This window comes from Streptomyces sp. NPDC101393, assembly GCF_044767385.1.
In the GTDB taxonomy this organism is placed as follows: Bacteria; Actinomycetota; Actinomycetes; order Streptomycetales; family Streptomycetaceae; genus Streptomyces.
In genome coordinates this window covers 725,350-740,336 of the sequence record NZ_JBIWNU010000001.1, presented here as the reverse complement: position 1 = coordinate 740,336, position 14,987 = coordinate 725,350, and the positions used below count along the sequence as shown (strand labels likewise).

Here is a 14,987-nt window from a genome sequence, read left to right as displayed (position 1 = left end):
CCTACGGGTGCGTCATCCGCAGCACGTCCAGCGCCTCGTCCAACTGCCGCTCGGTCAGCAGTCCCCGCTCGACATAACCGCCCTCGACGACCACCTGACGGATCGTCCTGCGCTCGGCCAGGGCCCGCTTGGCGACCTTCGCGGCCTCTTCGTAGCCGAGGTACTTGTTGAGCGGGGTGACCACGGACGGTGACGACTCGGCGTACTCGCGGGCCCGTTCGACGTTCGCCGTGATGCCGTCGACGGTCCGGTCCGCCAGCAGCCGCGACACGTTGGCGAGCAGCCGCACCGACTCCAGTACATTCCGGGCGATCACCGGCAGCATCACATTCAGCTCGAAGTTGCCGGCCGCGCCCGCCGCCGCCACCGTCGCGTCATTGCCGGTGACCTGCGCCGCGACCATCACGACGGCCTCCGGGATCACCGGGTTGACCTTCCCCGGCATGATCGACGAACCGGGCTGCAGATCGGGCAGCGCGATCTCGGCCAGGCCCGTACGCGGCCCGGAAGCCATCCAGCGCAGGTCATTGGCGATCTTCGTCAGCCCCACGCCGATCGTCCGCAACTGCCCGCTGGTCTCCACGATCCCGTCGCGCGCGCCCTGCGCCTCGAAGTGGTTACGGGCCTCCGTCAGCGGCAGCCCCGTCGCCCGCGCCACCTCGGCGATCACCGCGGCCGAGAAGCCGGGCGGGGTGTTGATGCCGGTGCCCACCGCCGTACCGCCCAGGGGGAGTTCGGCCAGCCGCGGCAGTGAGGCGGTCAGCCGCTCGATGCCGTACCGCACCTGCGCGGCGTACCCGCCGAATTCCTGACCCAGCGTCACCGGCGTCGCGTCCATCAGATGCGTCCGCCCCGACTTCACGACCTCCGCGAACTCCTCGGCCTTCCGCTCCAGCGAAGCGGCCAGATGGCCGAGCGCCGGAATCAGGTCGCGGGTGACCGCGGCCGTCGCCGCGATATGGATCGACGACGGGAAGACGTCGTTCGACGACTGGCTGGCGTTCACGTGGTCGTTGGGGTGGACGCCGCTGCCCAGCCGCTCGCTCGCCAGTGTCGCGATGACCTCGTTGGTGTTCATGTTCGACGACGTCCCGGACCCGGTCTGGAACACGTCGATGGGGAAGTGCTCGTCCCACTGCCCCTCGGCGACCTCACCGGCCGCGTCCGCGATCGCCGCCGCCACGTCCTTGTCCAGCACCCCCAGCTCGGCGTTGACCGTCGCCGCGGCGGCCTTGATCCGCGCCAGCGCCTCGATGTGCGCCCGCTCCAGCCGCTGCCCGGAGATCGGGAAATTCTCCACCGCCCGCTGGGTCTGCGCCCGCCACTTCGCATGCGCGGGCACCCGCACCTCGCCCATCGAGTCGTGCTCGGTCCGGAAGCCGTCGGCGGCGGGGGCGCCGCCGGGTGCGTCGGATGCGCCGGGGGGGCCGGGTGTGCGGGGATTGCTGTTCTCGCTCATACCTCTTTCAGTACCCGGGAGGGGCGATCTGTTCCCGGTATACGCCCGCCCGGCTTCCCGATCCGCTCAGCCGGGCCGCCGGACCGGGGGCCCGGCACGGCAAAGGGGCCTGCCCACGCCCGTATGTGCACGGTCGTGGACAGGCCCCGGTGCCCGACGGTTTCCCACCGGCCCTGGATCACTTCTTGAAGGCGTAATCCATCAGCTTCTTGGCGTCCGCCGTGCGGGTGGCCACCGAGGTGGAGGTGAGGACCGTGCCGATGACGGTCTTGCCGCCCCGGGTCGCGGCGAAGACCAGGCAGTACTTGGCCTCCGGACCCGAGCCGGTCTTGACGCCGATGGCGCCGGAGTAGCTGCCGAGCAGGGTGTTGGTGTTCTCCCACGACATGTTGCGGTAGCCACCGCTCTTCGTCGTGACCTTCTGCTTGGTCGACTTCGTCTTCACGACCGTACGGAAGGTGGAGTACTTCATCGCGCTGCTGGCGAGCTTGGTCAGGTCGCGCGGGGTCGAGTAGTTCGACTTCTTCCCGATGCCGTCGAACGAGTCGAAGTGCGTGTTCTTCAGGCCCAGGGACTTGGCGGTGGAGTTCATCTGGCCGATGAACGACTTCACCCGCGCGGCCCGCGTGGACCCGCTGCCGAACTTGTCGGCCAGCGCGTATGCGGCGTCACAGCCGGACGGGAGCATCAGCCCGTACAGCAGCTGGCGGACGGTGACCTTGTCGCCGACGATCAGCTTGGCCGACGAGGCCCAGTCGTTGTCGACGATGTAGTCGCTGTACGCCTTCTGGACCGTGACCTTGGAATCCAGATTGAGATTCTTCTTCGCGAGTACCACCCGTGCGGTCATGATCTTGGTGGTGGACCCGGTGGAGCGGCGGGTGTCCGCCGCCTTGGTGAAGAGGGTCTTGCCCGTGCCGTTGTTCATCACGAAGCCGCCCTTGGCGACGATCGTGGGGGTCTTGAGCGTGGCGGCCTGCGCCGGAGCGGCGAACGCTCCGGCCGACAGGACGGCGCCCGCGGTGACGACCACCGCGGATGTGCGACGAATGCCCTTAATGCCGATTTTCAAGGTGAATTCTCCAAATGCCCCTGCAGTGCGGTCACATGAGAATGCCGCTTGTTCATAAGACGCCGGAGAGGGGGAAATGGATGCGCCCCGACCGGGTTTTTCACCGTCCCGGGCCCCGGCCTGTGGGAATCGGCCCAGAGAGCTGCCCTCGGCCAGGAGAAATGTCTCGCCGCACGCCCGCCATGAATGAGGACCGGTCGGCGTACGGAAAGACCGAGGCGGGGCCGCGGGGGTTCTTCGCGCCACGGGCGGGGGTGCGCGGGTGGCGGCGGGCCGGGAGCGGCGACGGCCCTCACCCGCGGAGTGCGCAGATGAGGGCCGTCGCGGCCGGTCCGTGAACAGGCGAGGGCTACGAACCCGACCGCACCGGAATGCTGGTGAACGTCGGGGCGGGCGCGGGGTCCTGGAAGAAGTCGTTGCCCTTGTCGTCGACGACGATGAAGGCCGGGAAGTCCTCGACCTCGATCCGCCAGACCGCCTCCATGCCGAGCTCCTCGTACTCCAGGACCTCGACCTTCTTGATGCAGTCCTGGGCGAGACGGGCGGCGGGGCCGCCGATGGAGCCCAGGTAGAAGCCGCCGTGCGTGCCGCACGCGTCGGTGACCTGCTGGGAGCGGTTGCCCTTGGCGAGCATGACCTTGGAACCGCCGGCCGCCTGGAACTGCTCGACGTAGGCGTCCATCCGGCCCGCGGTGGTCGGGCCGAAGGAGCCGGAGGCATAGCCCTCGGGGGTCTTGGCCGGGCCCGCGTAGTAGACCGGGTGGTCCTTGAGGTACTGCGGCATCTCGTCGCCCGCGTCCAGCCGCTCCTTGATCTTCGCGTGCGCGATGTCACGGGCGACGACCAGGGTGCCGGTGAGGGAGAGCCGGGTCTTGACGGGGTGCTTGGTCAGCTCGGCCAGGACGTCGTCCATCGGCCGGTTGAGGTCGATGGCCACCGCGTTCAGGTCCGGGCCCGCGCCCTCGGTCAGCTCGTCCTCGGTGGTCTCCGGGAGGAAGCGCGCCGGGTCGGTCTCCAGCTGCTCCAGGAAGACGCCCTCGGCGGTGATCTTCGCGACCGCCTGGCGGTCGGCGGAGCAGGAGACGGCGATCGCGACGGGGCAGGAAGCGCCGTGGCGGGGGAGGCGGACGACGCGGACGTCGTGGCAGAAGTACTTGCCGCCGAACTGGGCGCCGATGCCGATCTTCTGCGTCAGCTCGAAGACCTTCTCCTCCAGCTCCTTGTCCCGGAAGCCGTGGCCGGCGGGGGAGCCCTCGGCGGGCAGCTCGTCGAGGTAGTGCGCGGAGGCGTACTTCGCGGTCTTCATCGCGTACTCGGCGCTGGTGCCGCCGACGACGATCGCGAGGTGGTACGGCGGGCAGGCGGCCGTGCCGAGCGAGCGGATCTTCTGCTCCAGGAACTTCATCATCGAGCCCTCGTTGAGGACCGCCTTCGTCTCCTGGAAGAGGAAGGACTTGTTGGCGCTGCCGCCGCCCTTGGCCATGAAGAGGAACTTGTAGGCGCCGCCGTCGGTCGCGTACAGCTCGATCTGGGCCGGCAGGTTGTTGCCGGTGTTCTTCTCGTCCCACATCGTCAGCGGGGCCATCTGCGAGTAGCGCAGGTTCAGCTGGGTGTAGGCGTCGTAGATGCCGCGGGAGAGCGCTTCCTCGTCGCCGCCCTCGGTGAGGACCTGCTGGCCGCGCTTGCCCATCACGATCGCCGTGCCGGTGTCCTGGCACATCGGGAGCACGCCGGCCGCCGCGATGTTGGCGTTCTTGAGGAGGTCGAGCGCCACGAAGCGGTCGTTGGCGCTGGCCTCGGGGTCGTCCAGGATCTTGCGGAGCTGGGCGAGGTGCGTCGGGCGCAGGTAGTGCGAAATGTCGTGCATCGCCTCGGCGGCCAGCTTGCGCAGCGCCTCCGGCTCGACCTTCAGGAACGTACGGCCGTCGGCCTCGAAGGTGCTGACGCCCTCCGAGGTGACCAGGCGGTAGGGGGTGGTGTCCTCGCCTACGGGGAGCAGGTCGGTATAGGCGAATGCCGGGCGGCTCGGGCGGGAGACGGGGGGCATTGGGGGTCATTCCTTACTCGGAGGGTGGTGGCTGGCATCTACGGCAGCGCCTGAACAGCGTAGAACCCTGGCGGGCGGGTGCCGCTGTGAGGTAAGGCTCAGTTGGCCGCCCCGCCGATTTCCGGCGATCCCGGGCCGCCATTCCCTGGTCGCGATCTATCGCGTTTCGGTAGGCTGCTGTCGTGGACGCTGCAGACAATCGGGGGACGACCCCCCCCTCCCCGGCCGGACCGCTGGACAAGCGGGACCGGCAGTCGGTGAATCTGACCAAGCCCGTGGCCGAGGCGGACCTCCGCGCGTCCGACGCGGACCGCGACCGGATCGCCGAGATCCTCCGCGAGGCGCTGGCGGAGGGCCGGCTGGACGCCGAGGAGCATGCCGAGCGCATCGATCTCGTCTACCGCGCCAAGACCATGGGCGAGCTGGAGCCCGTCGTCCGGGACCTGCCGGCGGCCGGCGACAGCGGGCCCCGGCCCGCCTCCGGCGCGTACGCCTACGGTCCCGCGGGCCCGGTCCCCGTCCAGAATCTCGTCGCGGTCTTCAGCGCCTCGGTGCGCAAGGGGCGCTGGCAGGCCCCCGCGCGGATCAACGCCGTAGCGATCTTCGGCTCCGTCGAGATCGACCTGACCGAGGCCGTCTTCGCGCAGCAGCAGATCCAGATCAACGTGACGGCCATCTTCGGGAGTGTCGAGATCCGGGTCCCGGAGAACATCACGCTGCGCAGCAGCGGTTCGGGCGTCCTCGGCAGCTTCGAGGTCGAGTCGAACGACGCGGCGGACGGCAACGCCCCAGTGGTCTTCGTCAACGGCTACGCCGTGCTCGGCAGCGTCGAGGCCAAGCCCAAGCGCGGCTCGCTGATCCGCGATCTGCGCGACCGGCTCCGCGAGGACCGGCGCGACCGGCACGCCCAGCTCCGGCACGAGCGGCACGAGCGCCATGAGCGGCACGACCGGATGCGCCACGAGCGGCGGGAGCGGCGCGACCGTTTCCGTAAGGACATCGACGACTGAAGCGGCTGCGGCGGGGCCGCCGGGGCGGCTGCGGCAGGTGCGGCGGCTGAGGTGCGGGGCGCCCGCCCGCGGTCCTGACAGTCGCCGCTTTCTCCGATCATCGCCACGGTGTGCATAAGCGTGGGTACAGCGGGTAGGGCTGGTGCATCGTCTCTCGTACGGCTGCGGGGTGCGAAAAGCCGTGCGCAGCGAGACGGGCAAGGGTGATTCTTTCGCCGAAGCCGTCGTCAGGAGTAGACCGTGCTGCTACCGCATCAGCCCCTACAGGATGCTGCTGTCGTCCCGTCCCAGCGAGTGCCCGCTCGCGATGAGGCGGGGCCCTGGCATTCGGAGGCGGTGTGCCGCCGGGATGAAGCCGGGCTGTTCTTCGCCCCCTCCAAGGAACCGACCGCCGCGCGGCTGGCCAGAGAGGAGGCCGCGAAGCGGGTCTGCGCCCGCTGCCCGGTGATGGTCGAATGCCGGGAACACGCCCTCGTCCAGCCGGAGCCGTACGGCGTCTGGGGCGGGCTCACCGCGGCCGAGCGCCGGGTCGTGCTGGCCCGCCGCCGACGCCGGGAGACCGAGATCCAGCGCGCGGCCCATATGCCGGCGGCGGGCTGACCGCCGACTCCGCGGCTTCGCGTTTTCGCCCCCGCCAAAAGCTCTCCGGCGGGGGCGAAACACGTGGCGACCGGGAAGCCGGGACGGCTGGGCCTGATCCGGCGAGGGGCCCGGGGCGCTTCCGCTAGCTGGGGCGCTCGAAGTCCACCGAGCTGTACGCGCGCAGCTTCGAGAGCCGGTGCTGCGAGTCGATCTGGCGGATCGTGCCGGACTTGGAGCGCATCACGAGCGACTGGGTGTAGGCGTTCTCCGCGCGGTAGCGGACACCGCGCAGCAGGTCGCCGTCGGTGATGCCGGTGGCGACGAAGAAGACGTTGTCGCCGTGGACCAGGTCGTCGATCTCCAGGACCTTGTCCAGGTCGTGGCCGGCGTCGAGGGCGCGCTGCCGCTCCTCGTCGTCCTTCGGCCACAGCTTGGCCTGCAGCGCGCCGCCCAGGCACTTCAGGGCGCAGGCCGCGATGATGCCCTCGGGCGTACCGCCGATGCCGAGCAGCAGGTCGACGCCGGTGCCCTCGCGGGCCGCCATGATCGCGCCGGCCACATCGCCGTCCGCGATGAACTTGATCCGGGCGCCGGCCTCCCGGACCTCCTTGACCAGGCCGTCGTGGCGCGGCCGGTCCAGGATGACGACGGTGACGTCCTCGACGGCGGAGCGCTTGGCCTTGGCGATGCGCTTGATGTTCACCGCCACGGGAGCGGTGATGTCGACGAAGTCGGCGGCCTCGGGGCCGGTGGCGAGCTTGTCCATGTAGAAGACCGCGGACGGGTCGAACATGGAGCCGCGCTCGGCCACGGCCATCACGGACACCGCGTTGGCCATGCCCTTGGCGGTCAGTGTCGTGCCGTCGACCGGGTCGACGGCGACATCGCACTCGGCGCCGGTGCCGTCGCCGACGCGTTCGCCGTTGTACAGCATCGGGGCGTTGTCTTTCTCGCCCTCCCCGATGACCACGACGCCGTTCATCGACACGGTGTGGATCAGGGCGCGCATGGCCTTCACCGCCGCGCCGTCGGCGCCGTTCTTGTCACCCCGTCCGACCCAGCGGCCCGACGCCATGGCACCGGCCTCGGTGACCCGGACCAACTCCAGGGCGAGGTTGCGGTCGGGGGCCTCGGGGCTGACCTCTAGAGGGGACGGGAGCTGATGCTCGGTCATCGAGCGCACCTTTCTGTACGGCGACGGCCGGAATAGTGAGGGTGCTCATGACTTTATCGGTACGCCTCGAAAATGAGCAGGGGGCCCTTCGCATGAGCGGCGGCCGGGCGGGCCGGAATGTGCCCTTCTCCGCTGTCCCGGGGGCCACGTCGGGGCCGGCTCGGGCATGGGGGACGATAGATGCGTGGCAGCTAAGCGAGGCAGGCAAACGGTACGGGACATGGTCCTGTCGCTGGCGGTGATCGGCGTGCTGGTCGGCGCGATCTATTTCTTCATCCCGCACGACGACAGCGCGACCGCCGAGAAGAACGCGGTCCAGACGGTCGACTACCGCGTCGAGGTCACGACCGCCCGACGCGCCGCGCCGTACCCGGTCGCCGCGCCCAAGGGGCTGCCCAAGACCTGGCGCGCCACCTCCGTCTCGTACAAGGCGAGCGACGACGGCAAGGGCGGCGCCTGGCACCTCGGCATGCTGGACCCGGAGCAGGAGTACGCGGCGATCGAGCAGAGCGACGCGCCCGCCAAGAAGTTCATCCGGGACGTCACCCTGGGCGCCGAGAAGGCCGCGGGCAAGCAGGCCGTCGGCAGCGCGAAGTGGGACCGCTACAAGGGCGAGAAGTACAACGCCCTGGTTCGTGCGCAGCCGGGCGTGACCACGGTGGTCACGGGCACCGCGCCGTACGGGCGGCTCGCGGAACTGGCCGCCTCCCTGGAGGCGAAGAAGGGCTGACGCCCCGCCGCACCGCACAGCGAAGAGGCCGCCGCACCCGGGAGGGGTGCGGCGGCCTCTTCGTCGTTTGTGCCGTACGGCGCCGGGCCGGCGTGGGCTCAGACGGTGGCGACGGCCTCGGTGAAGTCCAGGCGGGGCGAGCGCGGGGAGAAGGCGTCGTCGCCGGGCTTGCCGATGTTGATCACGAGGAAGGCCTTCTGCTTGCCGTCGCCGAAGAACTCCTTGTCGACGCCGGTGAAGTCGAAGCCGGTCATCGGGCCGGCGGCCAGGCCGGCGGCGCGGATGCCGACGATGAAGTAGCCGGCCTGCAGGGTGGCGTTCTGGGTGCCGGCGACCTCGCGGGCGGCGGCCTCGGAGAAGAACGCGTCCTTGATGCCCGGGGCGTGCGGGAAGAGCTGCGGCAGCTTCTCGTGGAAGTCGAGGTCCACGGAAAGGACGGCGGTCAGCGGGGCGTTCAGCGTCTTCGGGCCGTTGGCGCCCATGGCGTGGGTGACCAGGCGCTGACGGGCCTCGGCGGAACGGACCAGGGTGATCCGCAGCGGCGACTGGTTGAAGGCGGTCGGCGCGTACTTCACCAGGTCGTAGATGGCCTGGACCTGCTCGTCCGTCACCGGCTCGTCCGTGAACGTGTTGGCGGTCTGGGCCTCGCGGAAGAGGAGGTCCTGGGCGGCGGCGTCAAGGGCGAGAGTCATGGAGGCACCTCGGTGAGTCAGAGCTGGTTGTGCAGGGCTACGGGAACCACTGTAGTCGAGATAGATTAATCTTCAACTAAAACCCGGTGATTGTGAGCCGATTCACATGTGTCGCTTTGTGTGCGCGACGCGACGGTCGGCTGAGGGGCCCGGCTTCAGCAGAATCGGCGGCCGCAGCGGCTACTGCGGCCCAGGTCGCCCCGGTCGCCCCCCCCCGCGCCGCTAAGCGCGCTCCGCTTCCGCCCCCTCGGACTCCGCCAGTGCCGCGTCCAGGCGGGCCCGCGCGCCGTCCAGCCAGCGGCGGCAGACCTTCGCCAGCTGCTCACCGCGCTCCCAGAGGGCGAGCGACTCCTCCAGCGTCGTGCCGCCCGCCTCCAGGCTGCGGACGACCTCGATCAGCTCGTCCCGCGCCTGCTCGTAGCCGAGCGTGGAGTCCACCGTCGCACCGGAATCCGGCACCGGCTCCGCCCCCGCCGCTGACCCGGATCCCGTCTCTGCCACGCCGTCCGTCTCTGCCTTCGCCATGTCTCCCACCCTAAGCGGGGGGTGTGACAGCGTCGGGCCGTGCCCGCTCGGCGCCGTCCACCCGCACCCGGAACTCGCCCTCGGCCACCCGGGCCCGCAACTCCTCGCCCGCGCCGACCTCTTCGGGCGCCCGCACCGCGGCCCCGTCCGGCTTCTGCAGCACCGCGTAGCCGCGCTCCAGCGTCGCCTTGGGGGAGAGCGCGACCACCCGGGCCAGGGTGTGCGACAGCTCCGAATCCGCCCGGTCCAGCAAATGCCCCAGCGTCCGCCGGCCACGCTCCAGCAGGGCCGTGACCTGCTCCTCGCGGTCCTCGACCATGCGCTGCGGGCGCTGCATCGACGGGCGGTGCAGCGCGGCGGTGAGTCCGCGCTCCTCGCGGTCCAGGAAGCCGCCGACCGCGCGCAGCGCGCGCTCCCGGAGCTGCTGGACCCGGGTCAGCTCCTCGCCCACATCCGGCACGACCTTCTTCGCCGCGTCGGTCGGGGTCGAGGCCCGCAGGTCGGCCACCAGATCCAGCAGCGGGGAGTCCGGCTCGTGCCCGATCGCGGAGACCACCGGCGTACGTGCCGAGGCCACCGCTCGCACCAGCCGCTCGTCGGAGAACGGCAGCAGATCCTCGACGCTGCCGCCGCCCCGCGCCACGATGATCACGTCCACCTCGGACAGCGCATCCAGTTCCTTGACGGCCTCGATCACCTTCGGGACGGCATGGACTCCCTGCACCGGCACATTGCGCACCTCGAAGCGGACGGCGGGCCAGCGGTGCCGGGCGTTCTCCAGCACGTCCCGCTCGGCGGCGCTGGCCCGGCCGCAGACCAGCCCGATCAGCTGCGGCAGGAAGGGCAGCGGCCGCTTGCGGTCCAGGGCGAACAGGCCCTCCGCCGCCAGCGACTTCTTCAACTGCTCCAGCCGGGCGAGGAGTTCACCGACCCCGACCGGCTTGATCTCGGCGGCGCGCAGCGAGAGCTGGCCGCGCGGGGCGTACCACTCCGGCTTGGCGTGCACCACCACCCGGGCGCCCTCGCCCACCACATCGGCGATCCTGTCGAAGACCTGGCGGTAGCACGTCACGCTCACCGAGATGTCGTGCGAGGGATCGCGCAGCGTCAGGAACACCACTCCCGCGCCCGGCCGCCGGGAGAGCTGGGTGATCTGCCCCTCGACCCACACCGCGCCGAGGCGGTCGATCCAACCGCCGATGAGCCGGGACACCTCGCCGACCGGGATCGGCGTTTCCGGAGACGTAGAGACAGCCATGCGAGCGAGGGTATCGGCGGCCACTGTCAGCGAGTCGCCACGAACGGCGGGCCGCCGCCGGCCACCGGCCGGTCACGCAGGCCCTCCCCGCCCTTCACGCAGGCCCCCCGCCGGCAGGCATGCTCCGCACGGTCAGTCACCCGCTCCCGGCCGCCGTCCCCGCCTCACGTACGCGGCCGCTCCGCCGACCGCCGCCCACCCCGGTACTGCACCGCCAACACCAGCAGCCCCAGCACCAGCCAGATACCGCCCACCACCTGCGCCGTCGCCGAGGCCTCCACGATCACCGCGACCACCACGGCCAGACCCAGCAGCGGCACCACCACATGCCGCAGCACGCTCGGCGCCGCCGCCCGCTTACGGATCCAGAACCAGCCGATCACCGACGCGTGCAGCAGCCCGAAAGCCGTCAGCGCCCCGACGTTCACGATCGACGACAGATGGTCGAGCCCGTCATCGCGCCGGGCCGCCCACACCGCCGCCACCAGCGTCACCAGGGCCGCGCCCAGCAGCGCGCGGCGCGGCACCCCGCTGCCCGCGTCCACCTTCGACATCGCCCCCGGCAGCCGCCGGTCCCGGGCCATCGCGAACAGCAGCCGGCCCGCCGCCGCCTGCCCCGCCAGCGCCGCGAACGCCGCCCCGACCGCCTTGCTCACCGCCACCAGGTCGTGCAGCCAGTCACCCACCGCCGCGTCGACCGTGGCGTAGAACGCGTCACCCTGCTCACCCGGGTTCGCCGCCAGCTCCGCGGCCGTCATCGGTGCCAGCAGCGCCGCCAGATACGTCTGCACGGCGAACAGCACACCGGCCACCACCAGGCAGCAGATCACCGCACGCGCCACCGTCTCCGAGCCGAGCAGCCCCTTCGCCGCGCCCTTCGCCGGCCCCGGCCTGCCCTTGGCCTCCTCCGCGAAGGACGCGATCGCGTCGAAGCCCAGATACGACAGCACCGCCACCGACACCGCGGACAGCACCGCGCTCACGGAGAAACCGCCGTCACCGGTCAGCGGATCGGCCCAGCCGCGCTGCGCACCATGGGCGATCAGCTCCGCCACGGCCGCCACCACGAACACCCCGAGCACCACGATCTCCAGGGCCAGCACCGCGAAGCCGACGATCGCCGCGGTCCGCACACCCCACAGATTCAGCAGCGTCGTCACGACCACCGCGATCGCCGTCCACACCCACTGGTGCACCGACGGCACCAGCGCATGCATCGCGATCCCGGAGAAGAGATACGCCACCGCCGGAATCAGCAGGTAGTCCAGCAGCGCCATCCACCCGGCGACGAACCCGGCCCCCTCGCCGAGCCCCACCCGGGCGTACGTGTAGACCGATCCGGCCTGCGGGGCGACCCGCACCATCTGGGCGTACGAGTAGGCGGTGAACGCCATCGCGATCGTCGCGACGAGGTAGACGAGGGTGATCGCGCCGTGCGACTTGGCCTGCAGCGTCCCGAAGATCCCGACCGGGGCCATCGGGGCGATGAACAGCAGCCCGTAGACGATCAGGTCCCGGAAGGTCAGCGTCCGCCGCAGCGACCCCGGCACACCGGTGCTCCCGGCCCCGTCAGCGCCGGCCGCGCCGTCACCCGGCCCGCCGCCCTGCGTGTCGCCGACCGTGCCCGGCATCCTGCCTCCTCGCCGCTCCGTACGTCCTGCTCGTCCCACGCCCGGCTACCGCGCCGGCGTGATCATTCGCGATCGCCAGTGATCAGTCTGAGCCACCGGTGGGATCTTTGGGGAGGGAGGTACGGCCGTACGATGGGACGCATGACTGGTACTCCCGGCCCGCAGCCCGCCACGACCCCGAGCGCGGACGCCCCGCGTCGCAGTGACAAGCGCCGGGTCCTGCTCGCCGCCCCCCGTGGTTATTGCGCGGGTGTGGACCGCGCCGTGATCGCCGTCGAGAAGGCCCTGGAGCAGTACGGCGCGCCCGTCTACGTGCGCCACGAAATCGTGCACAACAAGTACGTCGTGAAAACCCTGGAGAGGAAGGGTGCGATCTTCGTCGAGGAGACCGAAGAGGTGCCCGAGGGCAACATCGTCATCTTCTCGGCCCACGGCGTCGCCCCCGCCGTCCACGACGAGGCCAAGCGCGGCAAGCTCGCCACCATCGACGCCACCTGCCCGCTGGTCACCAAGGTCCACAAGGAAGCCGTCCGGTACGCCAGCGAGGACTACGACATCCTCCTGATCGGTCACGAAGGCCACGAAGAGGTCGTCGGCACCAGCGGCGAGGCCCCCGAGCACATCACCATCGTCGACGGCCCCGACGACGTGCAGAACGTCGAGGTCCGCGACCCGGAGAAGGTCGTCTGGCTCTCCCAGACCACCCTCTCGGTCGACGAGACCATGGAGACCGTCGGCGCGCTCAAGGGCCGCTACCCCAACCTCCTCTCGCCGCCCAGCGACGACATCTGCTACGCCACCCAGAACCGCCAGGTCGCGGTCAAGCAGATGGGCGCCGAGGCCGACCTCGTCATCGTCGTCGGCTCCAAGAACTCCTCGAACTCCGTCCGCCTCGTCGAGGTCGCCCTCGGCGCCGGCGCCCGCGACTCCCACCTCGTCGACGCCGCCGAGGAGATCGACGAGGCCTGGCTGGAAGGCGTCAGCACCGTGGGCGTCACCTCCGGCGCGTCCGTCCCGGAGATCCTCGTGCACGGCGTCCTCGACTGGCTCGCCGAGCGCGGCTACGAAGACGTCGAGACCCTCACCGCCGCCGAGGAGTCCATCGCCTTCTCGCTCCCCAAGGAGCTCCGCCGCGACCTGCGCGCCGAGGCGAAGTCGGCCGTCGAGAGCTGATGCGGCCGTGCCATCCCCCGCGCCCGGGGGATGGCAGGCCGACTGCCCCGGTCACAAATGACCCTCCGGGCCGCAAAAGGTCATCCCGGGGGCGATCGGACCGCCACGCGCCTAGCCTTTTCCCATGAAGGTCTTCGGTGTGGACATCGGCGGTTCGGGCATCAAAGGCGCTCCGGTGGATCTGGAGCGCGGCGACCTCGCGGACGACCGCTACAAGGTGCTGACGCCGCATCCGGCCACCCCGGACGCGGTCGCCGACTGCGTCAAGCAGGTCGTGGACCACTTCGACTGGACGGGCCCGGTCGGCGCGACCTACCCCGGCGTGGTCACCGGCGGAACGACCCGTACGGCCGCCAATGTCGACAAGGGCTGGATCGACACGGACGCCGCCACCCTGCTCACCGGCCGGCTCGGCGGCGCGCCGGGCGCCAGTCCGGTGACCGTTCTCAATGACGCGGACGCGGCCGGACTGGCCGAAATGACCTTCGGCGCGGGCCGCGGCCGCACCGGCACGGTCATCGTCCTCACCTTCGGCACCGGCATCGGCAGCGCCGTCTTCACCGGCGGCCGGCTGGTGCCCAACACCGAGCTGGGCCACCTCGAACTGCACGGTCACGACGCCGAGAAGCGCGCCTCCACCAAGGCCAAGGAGGACGAGGACCTGACGTGGCAGCACTGGGCGCACCGTGTGCAGAAATACCTCGCCCATGTGGAGATGCTGTTCTCACCGGAGCTGTTCGTGATCGGCGGCGGGGTGAGCCGCAAGGCGGAGAAGTTCCTGCCGCTGATCGAGGACATCAGGGCCGAGATCGTGCCGGCTCAGCTTCAGAACAACGCGGGGATCGTGGGGGCCGCGATGGCTGCGCACGCCGCTCGGGCTGACGGGCCACCTGCCGCGGACGGTTCTCCGCCGGCTGCCGCCGGTCCTGCCCCGGGCGCCTCTTCTCCGGACGGCCCGCCTGCCGGTTCACCTGTCGACTCACCTGTCGGCTGGCCCGACGCCGCACGATGAGCACCACCCAGCGGACCAGCACGATCAGCACGCAGACCAGCGTGCCGGCGTAGAGCCAGGGCGCGTTCAGCGCGAGGACTGTGAAGACGCCCATCAGCAGCCCGCCGACCCCGTCGCTCCCGCGGTGGATCGGCAGCACCCCCAGCGTGAAGGCGATCGGCAGCGCGACCGGCGCCGTGATCAGGTCGTACGGCCGCACCCACATCGCCGCACCCACGCTCACCAGCACGAAGAACACGCCGTACGCGGTCTGCGCGCCGTCGAAGAGCCACTGGTCGACGAACGCGAACGCCAGCAGCGCCAGCGTGCTGAGCAGCCAGCAGCCGAGGCCGGTGAGCTTGGGCGCCGGCATCCGGCGGATCAGGGCCGCCAGCGGAGCCAGCGGCGGGCGCCGCGGCCGGCCGGCGCGGTAGACCGTCGCGGTCTCCCCGCCCTGCGCTGGATCAGCTCCGGGAACCGGCGATACGGCCTCCGCGGGACGGGGGAGCCGGGCGCCCTGGCCCGCAACCGGACGGCCGCTCCGCGGCGGGCTGTACTGAGGGATGCGCGCTTCGTGTTGCTCCACTCGCCAACGGTAGGCCGCTAAGTGGGATTAATTGGCCGCGGGACACGCGTTTTGGCC

13 protein-coding genes and 1 pseudogene are annotated in these 14,987 nt (G+C 70.8%); 5 read left to right on the top strand and 9 right to left on the bottom strand.

The features are described 5' to 3' along the window. Position 1: 1 nt before the first annotated feature. The 3 genes from ACIRQ7_RS03185 to ACIRQ7_RS03175 form a co-directional block, all read right to left on the bottom strand. On the bottom strand, positions 2–1,459 hold the full coding sequence (locus tag ACIRQ7_RS03185; protein WP_403667110.1) for a class II fumarate hydratase: 1,458 nt from the start codon (positions 1,457–1,459) through the stop codon (positions 2–4). A gap of 178 nt (positions 1,460–1,637) precedes the next feature. Continuing rightward, complete coding sequence (locus ACIRQ7_RS03180) at positions 1,638–2,531, bottom strand: D-alanyl-D-alanine carboxypeptidase family protein (RefSeq protein ID WP_404259405.1); 894 nt, start codon at positions 2,529–2,531, stop codon at positions 1,638–1,640. 349 nt (positions 2,532–2,880) lie between these two features. Continuing rightward, positions 2,881–4,578 carry a fumarate hydratase gene (locus ACIRQ7_RS03175; RefSeq protein WP_401462551.1) on the bottom strand — a complete coding sequence of 566 codons (1,698 nt, stop codon included), beginning with the start codon at positions 4,576–4,578 and terminating at the stop codon, positions 2,881–2,883. A 257-nt stretch (positions 4,579–4,835) separates the two neighbouring features. On the opposite strand from ACIRQ7_RS03175, the gene ACIRQ7_RS03170 reads away from it, so the two are divergent. After that, a complete protein-coding gene (locus ACIRQ7_RS03170; RefSeq protein WP_404260089.1) occupies positions 4,836–5,588 on the top strand; it encodes a DUF1707 domain-containing protein in 753 nt (250 codons plus the stop codon). Between the two features lie 240 nt (positions 5,589–5,828). Next, positions 5,829–6,188, top strand: coding sequence for a WhiB family transcriptional regulator (locus tag ACIRQ7_RS03165; protein ID WP_403667102.1), 360 nt, complete (start codon positions 5,829–5,831; stop codon positions 6,186–6,188). Positions 6,189–6,312: 124 nt separating this feature from the next. Here the strand turns inward: ACIRQ7_RS03165 and glpX are convergent, their stop codons facing one another. Continuing rightward, entirely contained in the window at positions 6,313–7,344 is a 1,032-nt protein-coding gene (glpX, locus tag ACIRQ7_RS03160; protein ID WP_401462555.1) for a class II fructose-bisphosphatase, read from the bottom strand. A 166-nt stretch (positions 7,345–7,510) separates the two neighbouring features. Between glpX and ACIRQ7_RS03155 the strand changes: the two genes are divergently transcribed. Then, positions 7,511–8,074 carry a DUF4245 domain-containing protein gene (locus ACIRQ7_RS03155; protein WP_404259403.1) on the top strand — a complete coding sequence of 188 codons (564 nt, stop codon included), beginning with the start codon at positions 7,511–7,513 and terminating at the stop codon, positions 8,072–8,074. A 98-nt stretch (positions 8,075–8,172) separates the two neighbouring features. On the opposite strand, the gene ACIRQ7_RS03150 is transcribed toward ACIRQ7_RS03155, so the two are convergent. The 4 genes from ACIRQ7_RS03150 to ACIRQ7_RS03135 form a co-directional block, all read right to left on the bottom strand. Continuing rightward, positions 8,173–8,766, bottom strand: a complete 594-nt coding sequence (locus ACIRQ7_RS03150) for a malonic semialdehyde reductase (RefSeq protein WP_401462559.1) — start codon at positions 8,764–8,766, stop codon at positions 8,173–8,175. A gap of 222 nt (positions 8,767–8,988) precedes the next feature. Further along, positions 8,989–9,291 carry an exodeoxyribonuclease VII small subunit gene (locus ACIRQ7_RS03145; RefSeq protein ID WP_401462561.1) on the bottom strand — a complete coding sequence of 101 codons (303 nt, stop codon included), beginning with the start codon at positions 9,289–9,291 and terminating at the stop codon, positions 8,989–8,991. A gap of 10 nt (positions 9,292–9,301) precedes the next feature. Then, entirely contained in the window at positions 9,302–10,549 is a 1,248-nt protein-coding gene (gene xseA, locus ACIRQ7_RS03140; protein ID WP_401462563.1) for an exodeoxyribonuclease VII large subunit, read from the bottom strand. A 164-nt stretch (positions 10,550–10,713) separates the two neighbouring features. Continuing rightward, positions 10,714–12,180, bottom strand: a complete 1,467-nt coding sequence (locus ACIRQ7_RS03135) for an APC family permease (protein ID WP_404259401.1) — start codon at positions 12,178–12,180, stop codon at positions 10,714–10,716. A gap of 141 nt (positions 12,181–12,321) precedes the next feature. Between ACIRQ7_RS03135 and ACIRQ7_RS03130 the strand changes: the two genes are divergently transcribed. Next, entirely contained in the window at positions 12,322–13,353 is a 1,032-nt protein-coding gene (locus tag ACIRQ7_RS03130; RefSeq protein ID WP_401462567.1) for a 4-hydroxy-3-methylbut-2-enyl diphosphate reductase, read from the top strand. Positions 13,354–13,477: 124 nt separating this feature from the next. Next, positions 13,478–14,218 (top strand): annotated as a pseudogene (ppgK, locus tag ACIRQ7_RS03125) (polyphosphate--glucose phosphotransferase); the annotation flags it as partial. On the opposite strand, the gene ACIRQ7_RS03120 reads toward ppgK, so the two are convergent. Further along, entirely contained in the window at positions 14,151–14,717 is a 567-nt protein-coding gene (locus ACIRQ7_RS03120; RefSeq protein WP_404259399.1) for a DUF6542 domain-containing protein, read from the bottom strand. The pseudogene ppgK and the gene ACIRQ7_RS03120 sit on opposite strands and share 68 nt — an antisense overlap. Positions 14,718–14,987: the final 270 nt, after the last annotated feature.